This window comes from Bacillus sp. SIMBA_026 (assembly GCF_046535335.1).
In the GTDB taxonomy this organism is placed as follows: domain Bacteria; phylum Bacillota; class Bacilli; order Bacillales; family Bacillaceae; genus Bacillus; species Bacillus velezensis.
In genome coordinates this window covers 53,458-68,593 of sequence record NZ_JAWRWX010000002.1, presented here as the reverse complement: position 1 = coordinate 68,593, position 15,136 = coordinate 53,458, and the positions used below count along the sequence as shown (strand labels likewise).

At 49.1% G+C, this 15,136-nt stretch carries 22 protein-coding genes and 2 pseudogenes; all 24 read left to right on the top strand.

Going from position 1 to position 15,136, the window contains the following annotated elements; translation table 11 throughout:
• Positions 1-23: 23 nt before the first annotated feature.
• The 24 genes and pseudogenes from SB847_RS11035 (at position 24) to SB847_RS10920 (ending at position 15,049) form a co-directional block, all read left to right on the top strand.
• Entirely contained in the window at positions 24-458 is a 435-nt protein-coding gene (locus SB847_RS11035; RefSeq protein ID WP_410577796.1) for a hypothetical protein, read from the top strand.
• Positions 458-1,744 (top strand): hypothetical protein, encoded by a 1,287-nt coding sequence (locus tag SB847_RS11030; RefSeq protein ID WP_410577794.1) that lies wholly within the window; start codon positions 458-460, stop codon positions 1,742-1,744. Before SB847_RS11035 ends, SB847_RS11030 begins: the two co-directional genes overlap by 1 nt.
• A gap of 165 nt (positions 1,745-1,909) precedes the next feature.
• A complete protein-coding gene (locus tag SB847_RS11025; RefSeq protein WP_410577793.1) occupies positions 1,910-2,065 on the top strand; it encodes a hypothetical protein in 156 nt (51 codons plus the stop codon).
• A gap of 34 nt (positions 2,066-2,099) precedes the next feature.
• The gene (locus SB847_RS11020; protein WP_410577791.1) at positions 2,100-4,385 is read left to right on the top strand and encodes a DNA polymerase; all 2,286 of its coding nucleotides are present in this window, start codon (positions 2,100-2,102) and stop codon (positions 4,383-4,385) included.
• Positions 4,385-5,296, top strand: a complete 912-nt coding sequence (locus SB847_RS11015) for an RNA ligase family protein (protein WP_410577789.1) — start codon at positions 4,385-4,387, stop codon at positions 5,294-5,296. The genes SB847_RS11020 and SB847_RS11015 overlap by 1 nt, the downstream gene beginning before the upstream one ends.
• Before the next feature lies 1 nt (position 5,297).
• Positions 5,298-6,014, top strand: coding sequence for a 3'-5' exonuclease (locus SB847_RS11010; protein WP_410577787.1), 717 nt, complete (start codon positions 5,298-5,300; stop codon positions 6,012-6,014).
• Positions 6,007-6,303 carry a hypothetical protein gene (locus SB847_RS11005; protein WP_410577785.1) on the top strand — a complete coding sequence of 99 codons (297 nt, stop codon included), beginning with the start codon at positions 6,007-6,009 and terminating at the stop codon, positions 6,301-6,303. The genes SB847_RS11010 and SB847_RS11005 overlap by 8 nt, the downstream gene beginning before the upstream one ends.
• The gene (locus tag SB847_RS11000) at positions 6,300-7,358 is read left to right on the top strand and encodes a hypothetical protein (RefSeq protein ID WP_410577784.1); all 1,059 of its coding nucleotides are present in this window, start codon (positions 6,300-6,302) and stop codon (positions 7,356-7,358) included. The genes SB847_RS11005 and SB847_RS11000 overlap by 4 nt, the downstream gene beginning before the upstream one ends.
• Positions 7,358-7,519 (top strand): hypothetical protein, encoded by a 162-nt coding sequence (locus SB847_RS10995; protein ID WP_158649792.1) that lies wholly within the window; start codon positions 7,358-7,360, stop codon positions 7,517-7,519. Before SB847_RS11000 ends, SB847_RS10995 begins: the two co-directional genes overlap by 1 nt.
• Positions 7,512-8,045: a crossover junction endodeoxyribonuclease RuvC gene (locus SB847_RS10990; RefSeq protein WP_410577782.1), complete on the top strand. Its 534-nt coding sequence runs from the start codon at positions 7,512-7,514 to the stop codon at positions 8,043-8,045. Before SB847_RS10995 ends, SB847_RS10990 begins: the two co-directional genes overlap by 8 nt.
• Positions 8,046-8,243 carry a hypothetical protein gene (locus SB847_RS10985; protein ID WP_106503116.1) on the top strand — a complete coding sequence of 66 codons (198 nt, stop codon included), beginning with the start codon at positions 8,046-8,048 and terminating at the stop codon, positions 8,241-8,243.
• Complete coding sequence (locus SB847_RS10980; RefSeq protein WP_025851622.1) at positions 8,244-8,495, top strand: hypothetical protein; 252 nt, start codon at positions 8,244-8,246, stop codon at positions 8,493-8,495.
• Positions 8,495-8,857: a hypothetical protein gene (locus SB847_RS10975; RefSeq protein ID WP_410577779.1), complete on the top strand. Its 363-nt coding sequence runs from the start codon at positions 8,495-8,497 to the stop codon at positions 8,855-8,857. Before SB847_RS10980 ends, SB847_RS10975 begins: the two co-directional genes overlap by 1 nt.
• 4 nt (positions 8,858-8,861) lie before the next feature.
• Positions 8,862-9,089 (top strand): hypothetical protein, encoded by a 228-nt coding sequence (locus SB847_RS10970; protein WP_268431046.1) that lies wholly within the window; start codon positions 8,862-8,864, stop codon positions 9,087-9,089.
• Positions 9,046-9,321 (top strand): hypothetical protein, encoded by a 276-nt coding sequence (locus tag SB847_RS10965; RefSeq protein ID WP_268431049.1) that lies wholly within the window; start codon positions 9,046-9,048, stop codon positions 9,319-9,321. The genes SB847_RS10970 and SB847_RS10965 overlap by 44 nt, the downstream gene beginning before the upstream one ends.
• Complete coding sequence (locus SB847_RS10960) at positions 9,318-9,503, top strand: hypothetical protein (RefSeq protein WP_410577777.1); 186 nt, start codon at positions 9,318-9,320, stop codon at positions 9,501-9,503. Before SB847_RS10965 ends, SB847_RS10960 begins: the two co-directional genes overlap by 4 nt.
• Positions 9,504-9,508: 5 nt before the next feature.
• Positions 9,509-9,862: a class Ib ribonucleoside-diphosphate reductase assembly flavoprotein NrdI gene (gene nrdI / locus SB847_RS10955; RefSeq protein WP_410577775.1), complete on the top strand. Its 354-nt coding sequence runs from the start codon at positions 9,509-9,511 to the stop codon at positions 9,860-9,862.
• Between the two features lie 188 nt (positions 9,863-10,050).
• Positions 10,051-10,770, top strand: a pseudogene (locus SB847_RS10950) (ribonucleotide reductase N-terminal alpha domain-containing protein); the annotation flags it as partial.
• A 100-nt stretch (positions 10,771-10,870) separates the two neighbouring features.
• Positions 10,871-11,557, top strand: a complete 687-nt coding sequence (locus SB847_RS10945) for an HNH endonuclease (RefSeq protein WP_410577773.1) — start codon at positions 10,871-10,873, stop codon at positions 11,555-11,557.
• 153 nt (positions 11,558-11,710) lie between these two features.
• Positions 11,711-13,090: pseudogene (gene nrdE / locus SB847_RS10940) on the top strand (class 1b ribonucleoside-diphosphate reductase subunit alpha); the annotation flags it as partial.
• Between the two features lie 20 nt (positions 13,091-13,110).
• Positions 13,111-13,251 (top strand): hypothetical protein, encoded by a 141-nt coding sequence (locus tag SB847_RS10935; protein ID WP_164971742.1) that lies wholly within the window; start codon positions 13,111-13,113, stop codon positions 13,249-13,251.
• On the top strand, positions 13,252-14,235 hold the full coding sequence (nrdF, locus tag SB847_RS10930; RefSeq protein WP_410577771.1) for a class 1b ribonucleoside-diphosphate reductase subunit beta: 984 nt from the start codon (positions 13,252-13,254) through the stop codon (positions 14,233-14,235). It begins immediately after the preceding gene.
• A 152-nt stretch (positions 14,236-14,387) separates the two neighbouring features.
• Entirely contained in the window at positions 14,388-14,546 is a 159-nt protein-coding gene (locus tag SB847_RS10925) for a hypothetical protein (RefSeq protein ID WP_410577769.1), read from the top strand.
• On the top strand, positions 14,543-15,049 hold the full coding sequence (locus SB847_RS10920) for a dUTP diphosphatase (RefSeq protein ID WP_410577767.1): 507 nt from the start codon (positions 14,543-14,545) through the stop codon (positions 15,047-15,049). The genes SB847_RS10925 and SB847_RS10920 overlap by 4 nt, the downstream gene beginning before the upstream one ends.
• Positions 15,050-15,136 lie beyond the last annotated feature (87 nt).

Genomic DNA, 15,136 nt, shown 5'->3' with positions numbered 1-15,136 from the left:
CCAAACGAAAAGGAGGCGCTCACATGGCGCATAAAGCAGAAGATACCGGCAAGTATTCGGAACTGATCGCTCGTGCTGCGCTGCTGGCTAGCGGCTGGCAGGCGGTCAGTACGTCCGAAACGGAAGAGGCATTCGATATTAGCGCAAAAGATCCGTTAAGCGGCGAGTGGAAAACGTTTCAGGTGAAGACGATTTATGATCGGAAGAAGCGCGGCAGCCTTATCGTTCAGGCGCGTAAAAGCGACCGGACACCGTATAAGCTCGATGAAGTCGATTACTTTATCGGCGTGCTTATCGGCCGCGGTCCGGTGCCTACCGTGTGGATGTTCGAGAACCGCGAGCTTACCGAGTATTGGGGGCCGCAGTCGAAGGACGGCAAGCGGTGGATAAGGATGGATTTGAACTTTCGACGTGAAGACGTAGAGCTTACGAAAATCAACGAATCGGAGGCGGTATAATGGCGAAATTAGACGGCGTTAAGACACTCGATATGGTGAACGGTAAAATTACGAAGGTTGCGTATGGCGGTGCGGCTTACGAGCGCGTGGAAGGCGAGGCGAAAGAATTCGGAAGTGTCGGCGATCTGGTACTTAATGGACGCATTCACTGCGACTTAACTGTAGGCGCGTTTTACGAAATAGTAATCAACGAGGAGTACGGATGGACAACAGTTCGAGATGATGTCGGGGATTGGCACAGTGACGTATTGTATAATCCACGGAGCGTACTCTTCCGCAAAGTCGCCGCCAGCACCAATCCGTCCTTAGAAGAACGCGTCAGCTCCGCGGAAGGCGAAATCGAATCGTTAAAATCCGACTTGTCTGCGTTGAAGGGTGAGGCGGAATATGAGCGGATCGCCAAAAGCGAAGCGCAGGATGGCGATTATATTAAGTTCGATGAGGCTCCTAAACGCTATCTAACCTCGGGCAAGTATTATGAAATTGATTACGTTGATTCGCAAGGAGATCCATGGATTACTGACGACGATGGGGACGAATTTGATACACAAGTGCTGTGCGATGACGAATTCGAAGTTTACCGCAAAGTGAGCGCCGCAAGCGTAGAAGTTGAGCGCCTGAAGGTCGGTGATTATGCGAAGGTGGTTAAAGATTCCCGTGACCATGAAGTTGAGATAGGAACGATCGTATTAGTGACAATAATTGACGATGCCGCCCCGTCAATTAAATGCGATGATCTTAGCGGAAATAGAATCGGCTGGTTTTTCGAACGTGAGCTCGTACGCGCCACTGACGAAGAAGTTGCCGAAGCTAAAGACGAAGCAGCACGCGCTAAATTTAAGGAAGGCGCAAAAGTACGGTTGCTTTCGGGCGGCGGAGACTACCCTTTAGGCGGATTCACGGACGGTAATATTTACGAGGTTTCCGATAACGCCTACAACCACCAGAGAGGCACTCTCATTCGAATCGAAGGCGGCAACTGTTTTAGAGGGTCTGGATTCGCAACTCCGGATCAGCTCGAAATTTTATCCGAAGAGGAAGCCGCCGAGATTGAACGCCAGCAAGCCGAAGAAGCGAAGTGGGCGAAGATCGGACGCAAGGTTGGCGAGTATAGGGTCGGTGATATCTTCCGCAGTCCTAAAGGTGCCTTGTTCGAGATCACTCGCATCGATGACCGATTATTCTTTTCGATCAGATTTACGGACATAGAGGGGGACGATGACGGATATTCACGCGAGGCGAACCTAACACTCATCACGCCAGTCGAGGCGCGCTTTGACCGCTAAACCCTCCGCCGCCTGCGCTAATTGTAACGCTAACCTCTACGAAGGGCGAGCCGCAATTTACGATTCGCTCTTCGAGGTTTATGCGTGCGATGCGACGTGTTGGTCGGAGTGGTATGCGGCAAACGAACCGGAATATAAACGAAGATGGACGGAGGCGGTCGATTTATGCAGAGATTACCGAGAGCGATCGCGTTTGTATTCGGTGTATTAATGGCATTCATTGCCGGATGGTGCGTATTGAACATGTATGTGTTTGCTACTGTAACGTGCGTTCTAAGCGTTTTTATATTCGGATGCCTTAACGTAATAATGAGCGAATAAGCGGAATTTATTACGCGAGGAAGGAGGACGACGGATGGAAGGCTTACGGTTAAACTTGAACGCGCTTAAGCCGGCGGCAACGAAATCGGACGCAGTAGAGGCGACGGCCAAGCGGAAGGCGAAAGCCAAGACCGCCGAGCCGATCGAGGAAAGCTGGCGCAAGATATTCGCGATGAAACTATCGGATGCCGATCGCAAAAGGGTAACGGAAGTCAAGGCGGCCATGGATGCGGGCAAACTAGCGCGCGATCCGGCTGACTGCGTTAACAAGGCCGGCAACCCTAAAGCGTTCAGCAAGGCGGAGGCGCTCCGATTATGGAAGACGCTCCAAGAAGCCCAGCGCGAAGAAACCTTGCGGCAAATGGTCGAGAATACGCCGGATAATTACGAATTAATTACGACTGAAGAACGATTTCAGGCGCTAATCAAGGCGTTAAATAACGAAACAATAATCGCAGTTGATACCGAGACGACAGGCGTAGATGTTTATACGGACGTAATCGTGGGGCTTTCACTGACGCTGCCATACTCTGACTGGCACGTTTATGTACCGGTGGATCACGTTGATTACGAGCAACTAAGTCGCGAATATGTACTCGAAGGTCTGGCGCCTGTATTTAACGATGAATCAATCGGCAAGGTTTTACACAACGCGATATTCGATATTGCGATGCTTCGGCGGCACGGATTCGATTTGAAAGGCGTCGCTTGGGACACGATGACCGCGATGCACCTTCTTAACGAAAACGAGAGTGATCGGACATTAGGCGGAGCCGGTTCGTTTAAGCTCAAAGACTTAGCGCCTAAATATTTAAAAACACCGGCAGACACTTTCGATGCTTTGTTCGGCAGGAATGCGCAATTTAAAGAAGTTCCGTTAGACATAGCGCTAGTTTACGCAGCGAAGGATACGGAATTAACGTGGAAGCTGTACGAATTTCAGCGTTATCACATGGCGAAAATACCGACGATTTTGGACTATTATCAAACCGTTGAAGTTCCGTTACTGTACGTAATCGTGGCTTTAGAAGCTAACGGATATATTCTCGACTTGGATTTCGCGAAAGAATACGGAGAAAAGCTGCATAAGCGTGCGGAAGAGTTGCGCAAGGAATTAGTCGCGGAATTGACGCCGTTCCATGCAGGAGACGAACCAATAAATCTGAACTCGACCCATCAGATGCGACCGGCACTTTCGAAGGCAATCGGCAAGGATCTCCCAAATATGGACGCTAAGAAAACGCTCAAGCCGTTGAAAGACGATTATGAAATAATAGCGAAACTTCTTGAGTATAAAAATATCGTTAAGCTAAGCGGTACGTATATCGACACGCTGCCGACAAAGCAAAACCCAACAACTGAGCGTTGGCATTCGCGATTCAATCCGATGGGAACCGTGACGGGCCGATTCAGCTCCGGAAAGGACGAAGAGGATAAAACGCAGCAAGGGTTTAACGTGCAGAATCAGCCACCGGAAGCACGTCCGATGTTCGGTCCTCCTCCCGGAAAGCTGCTAGTAGGCGCCGATTTTAAAGCGCAGGAAATCCGGTGTGTGGCTCACCTGTCGGGCGAACCAGTACTGATTAATGCGTTTTTAGAAGAACGTGATCCATACGCAACGATGGCATCGAACTTCTACAAACGACCATACGAGGAAGTTTATAAGAACGCTGATGGTTCCGACACAAAAGAGCGAAAGAAAATGAAGGTCGCATGGTTAGCTACATTATACGGAATGAGTGATTATTCTCTAGCGGATATGCTAGGCGTGGGTAAGAAAGAGGCGACCGAGTTTAAAGAAGAGTTGTTCGGAAGCATGCCGAAGCTGTCGGCGTGGTTAAAAGAGAACGAAGAATTTGTGCGAAAAAACGGATACGTTTGGGCTGATCTGAATGCGCGAAAACGCCGGCTACCAGACGCTAAACTCCCGCGCAAAAACATTCCGTACGGAAAATGGAATGATCCGAAATACGATGACGCAAGGAAACATAATTCACGAATTAATCGCGCTTTGCGTCAGGCGACAAATGCCCGCGTACAGGGCTCGTCGTCTATTCAAACGAAAGTCACGATGATTAAAGCGCACGAATATTGCGCTAACAAACCGGGCTGGGCGCTGTGGTCAACGGTGCATGACGAACTCATTTTCGAAGTTCCGGAGGATTTTACGAGGGAAGAAGCGCAAGAAATTCGCGATATCATGCTTAATTCTTACCGATGGGGTGACGTTGTGCCGAACGGTACAGATATCGAAGTCATGCGCAAATGGGGCGAAGGTGTGCCCGTTGAAGAATGGTTCAAAAACAAGGAGGCGATTTGATGAGCGAAATGAAAAAGTATACGGATATCGTGCGTCTTGGTCATCGTACTACTGAGGGCGTTCTGACTGAGAATGATTACGTAGTTGTTTACGAAAAACTGGACGGAGCAAATGCATCGTTCACGCTCAATCCTGACACATATGAAATGGAAGCTTTTTCGCGTAATAGGAAGCTAGACAGCGAGAACAACTTACGGGGGTTCTATGAATATACGCAGAAAATCGACCCGGAGGACCTCAACGGCGATTACATCTACTTCGGAGAATGGCTCGTTAAGCACAAGGTTGATTACGGTGTTAATAAGAATGAATTTTACCTCTTCGATATTTACGACAAGAAAGAGGGCGTTTATCTCTCACATGTTGCCGTTGTTACGGAGGCTTTCCGGCTTGGTCTTACCTTGGCCCCTATTCTTTACGCAGGTAAATATCGCGGCTTTGATCATTTACAAAACTTTGTTGGACGCAGTGCACTAGCGAATGAGTCGGCCGGAGGCGAGGGGGTTGTTGTAAAGAACGTAAGCTACCGCGATAATTTCGGAAAGCAGCTTTTCGTAAAAGTCGTCAGTGATTCGTTCAGAGAAATGCAGCCGCAGAAAGCTCCGCGCGATCCTGCGAAATTAAACGCCGAACAAACCTTCGTAAGAACGTTCGCAACGAAAGGGCGCGTCGATAAACTCCTACGAAAGATGGTTGACGAAGGGGTTATCGAAGAGAAGTTCGATCTATCGGACATGGGCGTAATCCTTTCGCATTTAGGCAGCCGAGTATACGACGACCTTATTAAAGAAGAATCCGACAGCTTACCGCAGGATTTCGAAGAAAAAGCTGTACGTAAGGCAATCGGAAAATTCGTTCCGGTGCTTGTGCGGGAGATTATCGAAGAAGAAACAAAACGGGAGGCGGTTTAATATGGCGAAAACTTACGTTGTACTCGACTTAGAAACGACAGGACTCGATTATCAGTCCGAACAAATTACGGAAATCGGTGCGATTAAGATTGACGAAAGATTTAACGAAATTGATCGCTTTCATACGATGGTTGCGCTAGAAGAAGGACGCGAGCTGCCGGAATTCATTACGAAACTGACCGGCATCACAGCGGCCGATCTCGAAGGCGCGCCGACTGAAGCCGAAGCGCTCGAAAAGCTGAACGAATTTATTGGCGACTCGATCGTAGTTGCGCAAAACGCTCCGTTCGATCTGTCGTTTATCAGTCGAGGAGGAATCGAGCCCGAACGGTTCTATTGTACGCGAGCTATGGTGCGTTTTGTTGAGCCGGAATTGTCTGCGAGCCTTAAGGACGTGGTTAACCGCCACGATATCTCGCTTGAAGGACATCATCGGGCGCTTAACGACGTAGAAGCGACGATTAAAGTTTTCCGGATCTATCTACCGCATGTAAGAGAGGAGTATAACGAGTTCGAAAACATCGTTCAAGACTCCGCAGACCGTCCGTTAAAGTTTAAGCCTAAGAACGCAATTGTACGTAAAGTTCATATGGTTGCGCTGGATAATACGGACTTAATTCGTTTGGTTCGAGCGTTTCCGGAGGATCACGATATGTTTGTCAAGCTAGGCAGTATTATCGGACGTACGATGAATAAGGGAGGCGATTTAATTGGTTAAATTGACGATTGAACAACTGGAGGATATGGCGTTTGAGGGCGGAATTGATATCGACGATGTGACCTACACAGTCGTAGAGGAAAGCGAATGGGAGCACGGACACAAGCACCAAAGAAAAACCGTTATTTTCACCGATGGAAATAAACATTATCGCGGAGAAATTGGCAGATCCGGATCTGAATGGACTTACTGGACGTATGGCAGCGAAATTTACGGAGCCGACGATCTGGCCGAGATTACTGAAGTGGAAAAACGCGAAGTCGTAGTAACGAAGTGGGTGGTAGTTTGACGAACGCAAACGCTCGATCAGCCGCAAATTCACTGCGCGCCCAATTAGCGCCGACACCCGAACCGACCGGCTATGCGCAGCAGATTGCGGATGAACTCATCGAATTTCTAAACGAATGGCACTCGCTTCCGGAAACGTGGGATAACGCACTGGACGCGCAGATCCACCGATGGTACGCAAATGCCCCGAAAGTCTTTCCGAAGAAACCGTATTTCTCGCCGTCATCTGCGAATGCCTGCCCGCGTGAACTTTATCATAAGGCGTTGGGAGATCCGAGAGACATAACGCGCAAGCCTCCGTATCAGGGGCGCTGGACTCGCATCGGAACGGCGATTGGCGATGTGATCCAGCGTGACCTGCTCTTTATGGAAAAACACTTCGAAAAGAAAGTTGGCCGGCCTTGCCCGTTCAGCTTCGAACGCAATCCGGACGGTACGCCGATGTTCGAGGACTTCGCCAAGCGGAACCATAAGATCGAGCGCGCCGGCAAGACGTTTCATCTCTTCGGAACGTGCGACGGTATTATGCGTTATGTCACCGAAGATGGCGAAGTATTGCGCGTGGGCCTCGAAATCAAGTCGAAGCAAACGAGCGCAGCCCGTACGTCTTTCTATTCGCTGAAGAAGCCGGATGAAAAGCACGTTAAGCAGTGCGTCGCTTATGCGGAAATGTATGGGGTCGACTTATACGTAATCCTCTACGTAAACGCATCGAAGAAGGCGTGGGAGTACGAGGAAGGGGAATTCGAAAAGTCGCCGGACATCCGGGCGTTCGGTCTTGAAATCGGGCGCGAAGACATCGATGTGCTGCTCGATAGGTTCGTAGAAATTCAGAATTCGATTGACGACGGAAAGCCGATGGCGGTCGACCTTAACGGCTGGACATTCAACGGTTACAAAACGGCTATTGCGCAATCGCTTACGGCGGCCGAGCTGGAAGACATCCGTGAAAAGGTTTCGCGGGTCAAGCGGTCGAACGTCTTTGATTCTACGAAAAGGCAGTACGCCGGGGCGCTTGAGTTTATCGAAAAAGTACGCAAAGGGGAGGCGGTCTGATGGCGCGGTTTATTCTTTACACGTTAATTGCGGTATTGCTTTCGATTATCATTAACGGTTCGATTTCGCTGATGAATCCGGAAGCTGGCGACACACTATCGTTTCCTATCTCTATTCTTCTAGGGCTCATCGCAGGGTGGAAGGCGGTATTAGATGACTAGCGCCAAGCCTATCCGCATCCTCGCGTTAGATATATCGACTAATCCCGGATTTGCAGTCCTCGAAGTCAAACGGCTGAAGTCAGGACCGCGCGTGAATCTCGTACACGTAACGTCTGTAAGCACGACAAGCCAGTCGCCGGACAGCCACCGGTATTCCTATATCGAGGCAGCGGCAACGATGGTCCTGCATGAACACGGGCCGTTCGACGTTGTTGTCCGGGAGCATTTCACGAAAGGGCGCAATAGGCGGTCGACACAAACGGTGTTTGGTGCGTGGGCCGTCATCGACTTAGCGCTTGGTAAATACGGCTATAAGGCAGATGTGGAGATCACGCCGACAACGGTTAAAAAGGACGTAACCGGAAAAGGCAGCGCATCAAAAGACGAAGTAGAGGCGGGAGTACGGCGGATGCTTTCGCTCCCAGCCGACTTTACATTTCGGACAGATGACGAATCGGATGCGGTGGCGATTGGGCTTTCGTATCTTGTCCGCGAGAAGATTATAAAACCGGGGGAGGCGGAGTAAATGGATAAAGGATATTTTTTAATCGCAGGTAAAACGGAGGGGTTTAGTTATGCGGATGCTAAAGTTCTTCGCTGCGGCTCCGAAATCGATGCAGAGAGCCTTATTAACTCACTTAGACACGAGGGCTATTCAATCTTTTACGTCACTAAAACCGTCGATCGAATCGATGATAACGCGACTATCGGGGAGGACGAATAAATGGGCAAATACGAACAATACACGCTAGGTATTTTCGGAGCGATTTCTGAGGTCTTTAACGAAGAATCCGACCACTTTATTGCGGAATTAAAGGACATAGACTTGACGGAATTCTTTACTGCCGCAAATGTGGCGCTTCTCTCTATGTTCAACGAATTTACAGGCGAACAAAAGAATGCGCTGGAATTTACGCATGTACTCAACGGATTGGCTGCGCAGAAGGCGGTCGAGTCCGTAAGGGAGGCGAAATAATGGATCGCATAATAAAGTGTGTAACTATTGCAGTAATTGCGCTGGCTGTGTTTTCTTTCGTGGTAGCGGCGCCGGCATATACGATTGCGTCTTACCATAACGAAAACACTTACGTAATAAAGGTTACAGATAAAGAAACGAAGACCTCCAAAGATTCCTCGAAGTATCTGATTTTCGGAGATGACGAGAAAGGTAACGCAAAAGTGTTCGAAAACACAGACGCAATATTTGCGAGAAAGTTTAATTCCAGCGACCTGTACGCGGAGATTGAGGTCGGTAAGACGTACGAATTCAAGACGGTCGGCTTCCGTATTCCGTTCATGTCGAGCTACGAAAATATAATGACGGTAAAGGAGAATTGATCGGATGGAAGAGATTCGAGATATGACTATTAAACAAGAGGTATTCGATTCCTTTATCAATTCGTCAGTTGCTTTAACTCGACAAATACAAGCGAAACAAGGTAAGGAGAATGAAATTATCACGCAAGAAGAGGCCGATTTTGTTAATGCGTTTCTTGGGTATGCAAAGGAATTAGCAGACACCTTACATGAACGGTACAAAGATGAGTTGGGAAGTGATGCGGATGTTTAAGCGGCGGCTGATGATGGTACTTGCGGGACTATGTTTGGGTGCGCTGATAGCTTTATTCACTGAAATATTCCGATGGCCTACGGAGTTTCCCGTAGCAAAAGCGATCCTTACAGTAGCGGCCGTATTCGGCCTGCTTCTCGTCGGGCTTTACGGAATCGTCCGTTTTATCTTATGGCTGATCGTCGAGCCCTACCGCGCATATAAACGCGAGAAGGCGAGGTCGGCCGAATGATTTACGGAGCGACCGACGAAGGTTTGCGGAACATGAGACGCTGGCTTAACGAAAAACTGATCGAAAGCGAAACCGCCATCAGCTTCCACGACCGGAAACTGATCGAAGAGCGCATCGAGCGCGAACGGACACAGGCGCGCCTGAACGAAGTTGAGGCGGAAATTGAGAGACGGAAGGGGTAGATCGTATGCTAATCGCCTATTACTCGCTGACCGGCAATGTCCGCCGATTCGTCGCTAAGACCGGCCTAGCAGCCGTCGAAATTAAGCTGGGGCTGATGCTCGCCGAGTCGTTCGTATGCGTGACCGGTACGTATGGCTTCGGTCAGGTCGCCGGCACGGTTTCGGATTTCCTTGCGGATAACAGCGACTATCTTGCAGGCGTGGCTGCGTCGGGAAATCGTATATGGGCGGATAATTACGCAAAGGCTGCCGATGTGATTGCGGCGCAATACGGCGTGCCGGTGATCGGGCGCTTTGAATTATCGGGAACGGACGCAGATGTACGACATTTTATCGAAAGGGTGAATGCGCTTGGGTAATTTACTTACGATTTATTTAAAAGATGGTGGCGCACATACAATAAACAACGTCAGTCTATCCGGAGATGAACTACAGCTTCTGTTAAACGACAGGAAAGGAACGTTTTCGATACAAGGGCGCAAAAACAAACGTCGGACAATATTCTATAAAACCGAAATTTCTCACGTAATTATTGAGGAGGACGCTCATGACGAATAAACACGCAAGTTATATCGAACTTAATAACGAAATTATGCTACAGAAGGACGGCCGGTTCCAATTCGAAAAGGATATCGAAGCCGTCCGCGCTTATTTTATCGACTACGTAAATCAAAACACCGTATTTTTCCACGACCTTCGCGAAAAGCTCGACTATCTGCGCGAAAACGATTACTACGAAACCGAATTCCTTGACGCCTATACTTTCGATGAAATCAAGGCGGTTTATCAGGCGGCCTATGCGCACAAATTCCGATTCCCTTCGTTCATGAGTGCATTCAAATTCTATAACGACTACGCGCTGAAGACGAACGACGGCAAAAAGATTCTCGAACGCTACGAAGATCGCGCTTCTATTGTCGCGCTGTTCTTTGCGGGAGGCGACATAGCCAAGGCGATCGAGTACGTAAATCTGATAATGCGGCAAGAATACCAGCCGTCAACGCCGACGTTCTTGAATGCGGGCAGGAAACGACGCGGCGAGTTAGTTTCGTGTTTCCTGCTCGAGGTTAACGATTCCCTTAACGATATTAGTCGCGCGATTGATATCTCGATGCAGCTCTCGAAGCTTGGCGGCGGCGTATCGCTTAATTTATCGAAGCTCAGAGCGAAAGGTGAGGCGATCAAGGACGTAGCGAACGCGACGAAGGGCGTAGTCGGCGTAATGAAACTGCTGGACCATGCGTTCAGATATGCGGATCAGATGGGTTAAATTGGCCCCTTTCGTCAGTAATGGCGATCGAAAACCTCTTTAATTCATGGGAACTCCTCGAAGCGGTAGGGCCACAAACTACTAAAGGAGGACAATCATGAGCGAAGCAAGACGAAAACCTCACAACAAATTGGAGATAGATGAAGATTTTATTCGCGAAAATTACCACAAGATGAGTGCTAGAGAGATCGGTGAGATATTAGGAGTGTCTAGGGAAGCGATTAACCATCGAGTTATGCGCATGGGGCTCAGGAAGACAAAGATACCTTTTGAATTACAAAATGGTGAAGAACTAAAACCAATAAACGGGGTACCTGAATACGGAATTACTAACCTAAGCCGCGTGGTTAATTTGAGAACCATGACCGAGGTCAAACCTAAGATTGATGGATCAGGCTATTTAAAAGTAGTCCTCTTTCGAAACAAGGTTCGATTCGAGAGGAATGTCCATCGGTTAGTGGCGCTGCATTTTATTCCTAACCCTAAGAACTTACCGATGGTTAACCATATTGACGGAAACAAAGCAAACGCCAATATCACTAACCTAGAATGGGTAACTCCGAAAGAGAATGCGCAACACGCATCAAGAACGGGTCTTTTGCGGAAAGGGGCGCGTCATCCAGCATCAAAAATCACTGATGAACAAGCGCGGGAAATACTTTCGGATTATCGCAGCGGCCTCTCACTCAACGAGGTTCGGATTAAGCACTCATACGCGAGTAAGTCTATCGTAGATAAAATCTGTTGTAGGCAACGGTGGAATCATTTGGACCAAACGTCTTGAACGTGCAACGACTAGCCGAAAGGCGTAGGCCGCAAGCGATTGGCGGTCGAAACGGGAGGCGCCCCAAGCGGGCGAAGATATAGTCTAATCTTCGTGGTAACACGGAGCAGCCGGAAGGCGGGGCGTGCCTAGCGAACACGTCCGAATGGTCTGCAAAGACAAGGATCAGGCGCGGCGTATCTAAACGTATTCCATGCGGATATCCACGACTTCCTCGATACGAAGAAAATCTCGGCAGATGAAGACGTCCGCGTCAAAACGTTATCCATCGGCGTTGTTATTCCGGATAAATTCATCGAATTGGCGCGCGAGAATCGGCCGGCTTACGTTTTCTATCCGCACACCGTGTACAAAGCGTATGGCAAACACTTAGACGAAATGGATATCGGAGAGATGTACGATAAGCTCGTCGATAATCCGGCAGTACGTAAGGAAAAGATTAATCCGCGGAAGCTACTCGAAAAGCTAGCCGTGCTGCGTTCCGAATCGGGCTATCCGTACATCATGTTCGAAGGCAACGTTAACGCGGCACATGCGAACAATCATATTTCGAAGGTTAAATTTTCGAATTTGTGCTCGGAGGTGCTTCAGGCGTCGCAAGTATCGGAATACACCGACTACGGCGAACCAGACGAAATCGGCCTCGATATTTCGTGTAACCTCGGATCGCTCAACGTTGCGAACGTTATGGCAAACGGAGACTTCGAAACGATCGTTAAGCTATCCGTTGATGCTCTCACGCGAGTCTCGGAAACTTCGAATATCAAGAACGCGCCGGCTGTTGCGCGAGCTAACCGGGAGATGCGTTCGATTGGGTTGGGCGCGATGAACTTGCACGGATATCTTGCGCAAAACGGTATCGCTTATGAATCGGAAGAAGCGCGGGATTTCGCTAACGTATTCTTCGCGCTCGTTAATTATTGGTCGCTTGTGCGTTCGAACGAATTGGCGCAACAGACCGGCAGCACTTACGAGGGATTCGAGGGATCGACATATGCGGACGGTAGTTATTTTGATAAATACGTTGCGGGAGATTTTCGTCCTAAAACGGAGAAGGTTGCCCGGCTTTTTGAAGGCGTGACGATTCCGGATGCACTTGAGTGGAGAACGCTTAGAGTTAACGTTATGATGAACGGCCTTTACCATTCGTACAGACTTGCGATCGCGCCAACGGGCTCAATTTCGTATGTGCAGTCGGCCACTGCGTCGGTCATGCCGATTATGGAGCGCATCGAGGAGCGTACGTACGGCAATTCGAAGACGTATTATCCTATGCCGGGGCTATCGCCGCAGAATTGGTTCTTCTACAAGGAAGCGTACGACATGGATATGTTTAAAGTCGTCGATATGATCGCAACGATTCAGCAGCACGTCGACCAAGGCATTTCGTTTACGCTGTTCTTGAAAGATACGATGACGACGCGCGATCTGAACCGGATTGACTTATACGCACATCATCGCGGCATCAAAACGCTGTATTATGCGCGAACAAAAGACACCGGTCAGGATTCGTGCTTGAGTTGCGTTGTTTAAACGAAGAGGAGGGAACGAGCATGAATCAACGACTATCGGACGAAGATCTGGCGAAATTGAGACGGTACGCAAGTCGGTGTTGTGATCTTATGAATTACGCGAATATCCCGCCGGGAGTTCTGATCGCATTGTTGGACGGATATAAAAAGGAGGACGAATAATTGACGAACGCAAACGAAATCCATACGGCGGCTGATTGGTCGCGCCACGAAGACGACTTTACGCAAATGTTCTACGCGCAGAACGTTAAGCAGTTCTGGCTTCCGGAGGAGATTTCGCTTAATGGCGATCTCCTTTCGTGGAAGGCGCTAAACCCGGCCGAGCAGACGACCTACATGCGGAACCTTGCAGGCCTGACGCTTCTGGACACGGAGCAGGGAAACACCGGAATGCCTGTTGTTGCGCAACATATCGCCGGCCACCAACGTAAAGCCGTCCTGAACTTTATGGCGATGATGGAGAACGCTGTCCACGCGAAGTCCTATTCGAATATATTCATGACGCTGGCACCTACCGAAACTATTAACGAAGTGTTCGAATGGGTTAAGACGAATCCGTATTTGCAACGGAAGGCGGCGCTGATAACCGGCCTATATCGCGACATAAAAGAGGGCGATGTCCTTTCGCTGTATAAGGCGCTTGTGGCTTCGGTTTACCTCGAAAGCTTCCTGTTTTATTCCGGCTTTTACTATCCGTTATATTTCGCGGGACAAGGCAAGCTGACGAGTAGTGGCGAGATCATTAACCTTATTATTCGCGATGAGGCGATCCACGGCGTGTACGTCGGCTTATTGGCGCAAGAAATCTACGGAAAGCGAGAGCCGGACGTCCAACTTGAGATGCGCGACTTTGCCGTCGAACTGCTGACGGAACTGTACGATAATGAGGTCGCATATACCGAGGACCTATATGATGTGGTCGGCTTAACACACGATGTAAAGCGATTCCTTCGGTACAACGCGAATAAGGCGCTACAAAACCTCGGCTTCGATCCGTATTTCGAAGAGGAAAGACCGAACCCTATCGTCATGAACGGCCTGAATACGAAGACGAAATCACACGACTTCTTTTCGCAAAAAGGAAACGGCTATAAGAAGGCGACGGTCGAGGCGTTAAAGGATTCGGATTTTTATTTCGGCGATTAAGCGTCCATTTTCCGGAGTAGATACGCATCTATTTATGAAGACGATGTGCCAAGCGAAAGGTAATGCGCAGTTGTATACGAAAGGAAATTATCCGGCGATGTCGCAAAACAGGCGATTACCTACCCGTTATATAAGTGAGGGGGTCATCGCCTATGAAACGATTTATCAGCGCCACGGCAACGATCATCGCCGGACTGCTTTTCGTTCTACCGTACATCCATACGATAGGATTCCGGTGGTTTTCGATAGTAGCCGCGTTCGCCTTGATTGCGATATTAACAAGCGAAAGCACGAAGGAGGAAACGAAATGAACGTAAATATTAAACGGTTATCACCGGACGCACAGATTCCGGCTTATGCACACGCAACAGACGCTGGATTCGATTTAGTGGCGTCAGAGGACGTTATTATCGAACCGGGCGAAACGGCGTGTGTGCCGACGGGCTTGGCGTTCGAGATTCCGGAAGGTTTTGAAATGCAGATCCGACCGCGATCCGGCATTACGCTGAATACGCCTTTGCGCGTTCAGTTAGGGACGGTTGACGCGGGCTATCGAGGAGAGGTCGGAGTGATCGTCGATAATATCGCATGTGATCCGTTCTGTCCATCTACGAGGTATCTACTATTTGTTGACGGGTCCCAAAAACGTAAGGATCACGAAATGCACGAGGACACTTATGCTATCCGCAAAGGTGATCGTATCGCACAAGCCGTAATCAAGCCGGTCGAACAGGCAGTGTTTGCGGAAGTTGATGCGCTCGGCGATAGCGATCGAGGTGCGGGCGGCTTCGGGAGTAGCGGGGTTACTAACTAATGCCGCAAATATATGCGTGCTTTCTAAACGGCAAGCTGTACGGATGTGGTGACATCGAGTATATGAACGATCTATTTAGAGATTACG